The organism is Streptomyces sp. NPDC048288 (assembly GCF_043201555.1).
Lineage (GTDB): Bacteria > Actinomycetota > Actinomycetes > Streptomycetales > Streptomycetaceae > Streptomyces.
In genome coordinates, this window is the sequence record NZ_JBICZD010000015.1 from 148,715 (window position 1) to 157,276 (window position 8,562).

Annotated in this window: 4 protein-coding genes; 2 read left to right on the forward strand and 2 right to left on the reverse strand. The window is 71.6% G+C overall.

Annotation, left to right across the window (positions count from 1 at the left end; all coding sequences use genetic code 11):
* Positions 1 to 29: 29 nt before the first annotated feature.
* Complete coding sequence (locus tag ACGFZS_RS41325) at positions 30 to 3,908, reverse strand: hypothetical protein (protein WP_393799474.1); 3,879 nt, start codon at positions 3,906 to 3,908, stop codon at positions 30 to 32.
* A gap of 164 nt (positions 3,909 to 4,072) precedes the next feature.
* Here ACGFZS_RS41325 and ACGFZS_RS41330 point away from each other — a divergent pair, with 164 nt between their 5' ends.
* Together ACGFZS_RS41330 and ACGFZS_RS41335 are read left to right on the forward strand one after the other, a co-directional pair.
* Complete coding sequence (locus tag ACGFZS_RS41330; RefSeq protein ID WP_393799475.1) at positions 4,073 to 4,648, forward strand: hypothetical protein; 576 nt, start codon at positions 4,073 to 4,075, stop codon at positions 4,646 to 4,648.
* A gap of 199 nt (positions 4,649 to 4,847) precedes the next feature.
* Entirely contained in the window at positions 4,848 to 6,209 is a 1,362-nt protein-coding gene (locus tag ACGFZS_RS41335) for an RICIN domain-containing protein (RefSeq protein WP_393799476.1), read from the forward strand.
* Between the two features lie 121 nt (positions 6,210 to 6,330).
* On the opposite strand, the gene ACGFZS_RS41340 is transcribed toward ACGFZS_RS41335, so the two are convergent.
* Entirely contained in the window at positions 6,331 to 8,238 is a 1,908-nt protein-coding gene (locus ACGFZS_RS41340; RefSeq protein ID WP_393799477.1) for an FHA domain-containing protein, read from the reverse strand.
* Positions 8,239 to 8,562 lie beyond the last annotated feature (324 nt).

An 8,562-nucleotide genomic window follows, 5' to 3' on the forward strand; every position in this document is an offset into this window, starting at 1 on the left:
ACCGGCCCGGTTCTCAGGTCCACGGCCGGCTACCGCCCGCCCTGCCGGGACTCCGGGCAGGGCGGGCGGTAGCGCACTCCGGGGAGGTACCGCTTCCATTCGGCGCGGGTGAGGGGCGGGTGGGCGGTGGCGCAGACGCGTGCGGTGGCGCGGCCGATGTCGGTTTCCCACAGCCGCAGGGTGTGGTCGTTGCCGCCGGCGGCGACGGTGTGGCCGTCGGGGCTGAACGCCACGGCGGGAACGGCGAGTTCGTTCCCGGTGAGGTTGGCCAGCTCCCTGGGCTGCCGGGGGTTGCTCACGTCCCACACGCGGGCCTTCTTGCCGCTGTCACCGGTGACGAGGCGGCGGCCGTCGGGGGCGAACGCCACCGCGTACACGAAGCCGGTGTAGCCGGTCAGCAGGGCCAGTTGCCGGGGGCGGCGGGGATCGGTCATGTCCAGCAGTCGTACGGTGTTGTCGGCGGTGTCCACGGTGGCCAGGACGCGGCCGTCGGGGCTGAAGGAACCGGGCCGCACGAAGTCGGAGGCGTAGGCGAAATCGAGTGCGCTCGGTCGTCGTGGGTCGCCGATGTCCCACAGCACCGACTTCTCGTTGCCGCCCGTGGCCAGGAAGCGGCCGTCCGGACTGAACACGGCCGCCGCGCCGTCTCCTTGGTACCCGCCGAGGCGGGCCAGCGGTCCGGGCTTGTCGCGCTCGGTCACGTCCCACAGCCGCACCGTCCGGAACCCGGCGATGGCGAGGGTGCGGCCGTCCGGGCTGAAGGAACAGGAGGCCACCTCGCCCGCGTGCGGCTCGACCACGGCCAGCCGCCGTGGGCCACGGGGGTCCGTCACGTCCCAGAGCCAGACCGTGCCGTCGTTGCTCGCGGTCGCCAGTGTGTGTCCGTCGGGGCTGAACGCCACCGCGCGGATGAAGTCCCGCTGGCCGGTGAGTGTGGCCAGCAGGAGCCGGGGGTGTCCGGCGGCGATGTCCCAGAGCCGTACGGTGGTGTCCCAGCTTCCCGAGGCGAGGACCGTGCCGTCCGGGCTGAACGCGACCGCGTCGATGACGTCATGGTGGAAGAACAAGGGCAGTTCGCGCAGGTCGTGCAGTGCGGAGCCGGTTGCCAGGACGTTCCCGTCCGGGCTGAACCCGGCGGCGTAGACCCCGTCCGGCAGGGTGGTGAGCAGGCTCGGATGCCGGGGGTCGGACATGTCCCAGAGGAGGGTGCCGCCGCCGGTGGAGGCCAGGGTGCGGCCGTCCGGGCTGAAGGCCACGGCCCAGACCAGGGCGGTGTGGCCGGTCAGGGTGGCCAGTCCGCGCGGTGCGGCCGGGCCGCTGAGGTCCCAGACGCGGACCGTGTGGTCCCAGCTCGCGGTGGCGAGCGTGCGCCCGTCCGGGCTGAACGCCGCCGACCAGACCGCGCGGGTGTGTCCTCTGAGCACTCCCCGTGGCTGCGGGGTGTGCGGGTCGCCGACGTCCCACAGCCGTACGGTGGTGTCGCCGGTGGTGGCCAGCATGCGTCCGTCGGAGCTGAACGTGACCGACGTCAGAGCGCCGGTGTGACCGCGCAGCGTGGCCAGCCGCCCGGGCCGGCGGGCATCGCTCACGTCCCACAGCTCCGCCGTCCGGTCCTGGTCGGCCGTGGCCATGGTCCGGCCGTCCGGGCTGAGGGCCACCCAGGTGACCTCGCCGGTCCGGTGGGTGATCGTGGTGAGCGGGGCGGGGTGCCGGATGTCGGTCAGGTCCCACAGCGTCGCCTCGTCGCCGTCGGCCGTGGCGAGGACGTGGCCCGTGCGGTCGAAGGTCACGGCGTGGAACGCGCCTGGTCCGCGCAGGACGGTCAGCGGGCGGGGACGGTGTGCGTCCCGTACGTCCCACAGCCGGACGGTCCGGTCCCAGCCGGCGGTGGCGAGGGTCCGCCCGTCCGGGGAGAAGGCCAGCGAGACCAGGTCGCTGGTGTGGCCGATCAGCGGTGCCGCGTACGGCGTGGCCGAGGCGCTGAGCAGGCCGTCACGGGTCGCCTGGGTCGGGGCCACCTGGTACGCGGCAAGGCCCAGTTGGGCCGCGAGCGCCGGATTGGTCGCGCGGATGTCGGCTGTCGCCGCCGTCGCCTGCCGGGCGACGGCCGTGTCGCGTTCCTCGGTGGCGGCCTGCCGGGCCTGGACCGCCAGCACGGTCGAGGTGACGGCGGCCATCAACGCGGCCGTGAGCAGCGCGAGGAGCTGCCACAACCTGCGGGCACGGCGACGGGCGGCGGCCTCCACGGCGGCCTCGGCGGCACGGCTCGCGGCCAGGAAACGGCGTTCGCGCTCGGTGAGCAGGTTCTCGTGGGCGTCGGCCCATTCGGCCGCCAGAGCCAGCCGGGGGCCCCGCAGGAGACTGTGCTCGTCGCGGTGGCCGCTCTCCCAGGTGTCGGTGGCGTCGGTGAGGCGGCGGTGGATCCGCAGGCCGTTGCGGTCCTCGGTGAGCCAGTCCCGTAAGCGTGGCCAGTTGCCGATGAGGGCTTCGTGGGTGATGTCGATCCAGTCCCGGTCGAGCGTGAGCAGCCGGCGCCCGGCCAGCGCCTCGACCACGGCGTCGGTGCCGGGACGTGCGTCGAGTTCGCGCCGGTGGATACGGCGTTTGGTGTCCTCGGTGCCCTCGCCGAGGGCGGTCAGGCGCAGGAAGATCCCGCGTGCCAGGTCCTGCTGGGCCGGGGTCAGTGCCGTGTACGCCGCCTCGGCGCTGTGCGCGACCGCGTGCCGGATGCCGCCGGCCGCCCGGTAGCCGGCCAGGGTGAGCCGGTTGCCGCTGCGCCGTCGCCAGGTCTCCGCCATGGCGTGCGAGACCAGCGGCAGCGCACCGGGCTGGCCCGTCGCGTCGGCGACCACGGCCGCCAGCAGGGGGCCTTCCACGCTGCACCCCGCGTCGATCGCCGGCCGGGTGACGGCTTCGCGCAGTTCCTCGCCGCTCATGGGCCCGACCATGACCTGCGCGTCGCGCAACGCCTCGGCCAGGGCCGGGTGCTGGGCGCAGTGGCCGTAGAAGTCGGCACGGACGCCGAGGACGACCCGGGCCCGGCTGGTCGCGGCGCCGACCGCGGTGAGCAGGGCCGCGATGAACGCGTCGCGTTCGGCGCGGCCCGTGCACAGGGTGAAGACCTCCTCGAACTGGTCGACCACGATCAGCAGGTCGGCCTCCTCGGGCCGGTCCACCAGGGCTTGCCGGACGCGCAGATGGAGATTGCCGGGATCGTCGAGGAACTCGGCCTTGAGTGTGCCCGGGGAATCACCGGCGAGTTCCGCCAGCCGGACGGCGCACTCCTCCAGCGGACTGGTCCCCGGCGAGAGCAGAAGGACGGGCAGGGGTGTGCCGTTCAGTCCGGTCTTTTTCGCCACGGCGACCAGGCCCGCCCTCAACAACGAGGATTTCCCGCACCCCGACGGGCCGAAAACCGCCGTGAGGCGCTGTCGGCCCACCTTCGCCACCAGTTCGCCGACGAGTCTTGACCGGCCGAAGAAACGGTAGGCGTCATCAGGTTGAAACGCAGCCAATCCTACATACGGCGCGGTGGAATCGGCTTCGTGAAAAGCTCCGCCCATGGCGCCGGTCACGGGGGCGACATCGGCCGCCGTGGCGTGCCACCGCTCCTCCCATTCCGCGCGATCCCCGTGGCACGCTTCGACATAGGCCAAGGTCACCGCAAGGCTTGGCAGAGAGCGACCGCCCGCGGCGTCCGAGAGTGTCGTGGCCGAGTAATGGGCCCGCTTGGCGAGTTCCCGGTAAGGAGGCGTGCCCGCTGCCTTTCTCAACCGCCGTAACTCGGTCGCGAATCGAACAAGCGGGCTGTCCGTCTGGTCGAGCGGACTTTCGGAGCGCGGCATGACGGCAATCCCCCTGAGATGACGACAGCACGGATTCTCCGGACGGCGCCGCCCGTTGTCCATCCCCGATTCCGCCACCGGACCGGATTCGAATTCACGGCGCCGCAATCCCCGTTGTCCGGTGTTTGTCTGTCCGGCGCCCCGCCGCCGGAGCCGGACAACGGCGACCCGGTACACAACAGGCATGCGACGCCGACATCCGGACGGCGGGCACAGGGAGAGAACACATGGCCAAGAAAGCGCGCAGCCTGCTTCGACTGATCGCGGTCGCCGCGGCATCGGCGGTGACCGCCATCGGCATCGCGGTACCCACGCAGGCGGCACCGGCTTCCGTCTTCACGTTCACCAACAGCTTCGAGGGGAACCCCTGGAACGACTGGCAGGGCCTGCAGAGCGGCGACGGCGTGGCGGGCGCCGACGTCAACGGGAACCCGGTCGTCGCCCGTAGCGGCGTCAACAACGGATGGCTCTACACCGGCAACGGCTGGGCCGCCGAGAAGATCGCGGTGCCGATCGGCTCCTGGACGAATCGGTCCAACTGCTCCGCGAGCATCTACGCCAACCCCGTCAGCTACGGCGCCGGAGTCGGCCTCGAGGTCTGGGACCCCAACGGGGCGGGCGGATGGGTGCGTCTGACCAGCACCGCACCGGGCCTCAGCGCCGGAAGGTACCAGCAGATCACCACCGCGCCGCTGAACCTCACCGGAATCAGCACCGTGTACGTCCAGGCGATCTACGGCAACGACAGCGGGGTGGCGCAGTTCGTCCGCATCGACGACGTGAGTCTCACCTGCGTCTCCTGACCACAGGCCAACGGGGGCCCCGGCCGGGCCCGGGCAGCCGGCCGGGGCCCTGTCGCCACACCTGCTCGCACGGATGCGGCCCAACTCGCCTGCTCCCACGAGGAATTCAACCGAGACCACTGGCGCAGCACACATCGCAACAGGTATGTCATGCCACTGACAGCTATTGGCATCTCGTGCCAGAGTGAAGGGAAAACCCGTGCGCCTGCGCCCCCTGCGCGTTCTGTGCTGTTCCGCCGTCCTCGCCCTGTCGGCACCCGCCCTGCTCCCGGGCACCGCCTCGGCCGCGGTCCCCACCGCCTCGGTCTACCTGCAGAACTACACCACCGGCCTCAACGCGGCCGACAGCGGTGGCACCGTGGCCGCCCACAATCCCAAGGGCAACGAGGACCACCAGCAGTGGACGCCCGTCGCGGTCAGCGGCGGCTACCAGCTGCAGAACGCCGACGAGTCCGGCACCTGCCTGGGACGCAGCGGCACCGCCGCGGTCACCGCCGCCTGCGGTGCGGACGGCACCACCTGGACCGTCACCGCCGGTGCCGACAGCACCTACACCGTCACGGTCCCCGGCACCTCCCAGTACCTCACCGCCGCTTCCGCAGACTCCGCCGCCGTACAGCTCGGTGCCGCGGGCGACCTCGCCCGCTGGTACCTGACCCCGGTCTCGTACGCCACCACGGCGATGCCCTCCGCCGACACCCGCACCCTCGACCAGGTCACCTTCCTCACCGCGCACAACGCCTTCGCCAACGGCTCCGACGGCAACTTCGCCTCGTTCCCGGTGAACCTGTTCCCCAACCAGAACTACGGCATCAGCCGGCAGCTGTCCGACGGCGTCCGCGGCTTCATGCTGGACGACTACACCGTGGGCGGCCAGGCCGTCCTCTGCCACAACAGCTGCGACGGCGTCAGCAGCCCGGTCCCGCTCGCCACCGATCTCCAGCGCATGGTCGACTTCCTCAAGGCCAACCCGGGCCAGTTCGCCACCGTCTTCCTGGAGGACTACGCCTCCTCCGACGTGCTGAAGTCCTCCCTCGCCGCCGTCAACGGCCTCTCCGACGTGCTGTACCGGCCGGACCAGGAGGGCGTGGCCACCAAGGGCTGGCCCACGATGGCCGATCTCGCCGCCCGGGGCAAGCAGCTCCTGATCTTCAGCGACCGGACCCGGGCGAGCGACACCTCGAACGGCTGGGCCACCCGGGACACCTTCGGCGTGATGTACCAGCGCGAGTGGACCGTGGAGAACTACTGGTCCATGGGCGCCGGCCTCGGTGACTCCGACTGGTCCTGCTACAGCCGCTGGGGCACCGGCAGGCCGCTCACCACGGACTCCGCCGCCTTCCACCCGCTGTTCGTGATGAACCACTTCCGGGACTACCCGATCAGCTCCACCGCCGCGACCGACAACGGCAAACTCCTCAACCGCGCCCAGAACTTCTGCACACCGGCCGCCCGCAAGAAGCCCAACTACCTCGCCGTGGACCGCTACGACACGGGCTCGCCGACCCCGCTCACGACCGTGGGCACCCTCAACACCTACATCCTCACGCCGGGACAGTGAGGGCCCGGCCCTCCCTGACCCGCGGATGAGGGGGAGCGGCGGGCTCAGCCGCACGGCCGGGCCCGCCGTCACTCCGGCGAAGCGCTCGGCGGCGGAGCCGGCTGCTCGCTCCGCCCGCCGGCTACGGCCTGGCCGCCGGTTCCAGTGCCTCCACCGCGGCGGCCGCCGCCGAGGAGTCCTGGCCGTAGAAGATGTCGATGTCGACCTCCTCGCCGCCCATGGTCAGGGTGTCCCAGGCGCCGCTGAGGACGAGCATGCGCAGGGTGGCGGGCTGCAGGGTGCCGAGGCGTTCCAGGATCGCCTCGTCGTCCGGCATGCCCGCCAGCCTGGGGGCGAGCCGGGCGCGGATGGCCTGCATGCGCTCCAGCAGCGTCTTGGTGTCCGCCGCGCGGTCGGGCTCGTCGGGGATGCCGTCGATGCCGTGCCCGATGATGTCCTTGATCGCCCAGGTGACGCCCCGGTCGTCCGTGGTGACCATCGCCTTCCAGGCCCGGCTCTTGTGCCGGTACTGCAGCATCGACATCGCCGCCTCGTGCCGCAGGAAGTCCGCGTCCCGGAACGACCGCCCGTTCCAGGCCCCGTTGAGGGAGCGGGCCAGCGAGATGGCGGAGGCCAGACCGCTGTTGAGGCCGCGGCCGGGCCAGAAGTGGATGGCGTTCGCGGCGTCGCCGAGGAGGAAGCCGTACGTGCCGGGGGTCTTCGCGGTGGGCGGCAGCAACTCCGCCGAGAATCGCGGGCGTTGCACCATGTCCAGGCGGAAGCTGGTGACCGCGGACAGGTCGTCGGCCTCGACGCCGAACAGCAGCAGTCCCTCGCGTACCCGCCGCCACAGCGGTGAGCCCTTGACCAGCGCGGGCAGGAACAGGGTGCCGTGGGTGGAGCACTGGAAGTCGCCGTACTCGTCGCGGTCCATCAGACACGGCCGGGAGGCGATGCACTCCTCGAAGACCCGGCGGACCGGGTCGAGGCCGATGACCTCGGCCGCCTCGGCGTCGGTCAGCCGCATGTTGAGGAAGCCCTCGCCGCGCAGCGAGTTGAGCAGGAAGCGGTTCTGGGCGACCGTCATCAGGACCGCCATGGGGTCCGTCAGGCCCGACTTCACGCGCAGGCCGAGGACGACGTCCTGCAGATGGCGGCCGTCCAGGGAGTAGATCGACTCGTCGGCCTTGCCGAACCGGGCGGCGAAGTGCTCCCGGGTGCGGGACCGGCCGCCGTCGCAGATCGCGAGCACATGCCGGCCCGCCAGGGCCTCCTGCTGTTCCGCCGCGTCGAAGCGGCCGGGTATCAGCCGGATCCGGTCCCGCTTCTCGTTGGCCAGCTCCAGCAGCCGGTCCTCGATGTAGGCGATGCGCATGTTGCGCGGATGGTGGTCGCCGACCGAGTCCGGGCCGGAGGGCCACATCTCCGTGTAGTGCTCCGGGTCGAACAGCCGCGTGCGGACCTCCTCCGGCCACGCGAGGTACTGGCGGCTCTGCACGGTCACCACCTGCTGGCGCCGTACGTTGCCCTCCTCCTGGCTCTTCCAGACGACGGTCCGGCCCTGCTTGCGCCACCTGCCGTCGTACACGGCGATCTGGACCTGGGAGCCGAGGAAGTGCTCCAGCAGCAGGGCGAGGGAGAGGCCGACCGGGCCGCCGCCGGCCACCGTGACCCGCAGGACGGGCCCCTGCCCGGTGTCCACCGAGCCATGAGTGACGGACCGGGGCAGGGAGAGCGCCATGAGCGTCTCCATGGCGTCGGCGACCTCGAAGCGGAACTCCTGGTCGCCCAGGGCGATCTCGTCGCCGGGCTGCAGCAGCCGGGACTCCACCTCCTCGCCGTTGACCAGCGTGCCGTTGCTGCTCTCCAGGTCATGCAGGACGTAGCCCTTGTCCTCGTCGAAGACGATCTCCGCGTGGAAGCGGGAGACGCTCAGGCTGGAGATGACGACGGTGTTCTCCGCGTTGCGCCCGAAGGTGACGCGGGTGTCCAGGACCGGGATGCGCTCCCCCGCCAGCAGACCTTCGAGCCCGACCAGCACCGGTGCCACGGCTCTTCCTTCCAGGAGTGGTTGACCTCGACGTCACCGCGGCACCACCGGACACCGCACGTCCACGGCGGCGTGCTGCCTTCTTCGTTTGTCGCCCCCGTCGGCGAGCATATACTTGCTCAGCCAAGTAGTTCCAGTGGGCGTTTCACCTCGATCTCGCACGGTCCGGCGGGAGTTCGCCGTTTTCGGCCAGTCGACCGTTTCGGAGTACGGCGGCGGGGGGGGGGGGGGGGGGGGGCCCCGCCGCCCCCCCCCCCCCGCCCCGCCAGCTCGCGCACGCCGCCCGCCAGGCGCGCCGGGCGGTGGGGGGGTTACATAATGGGG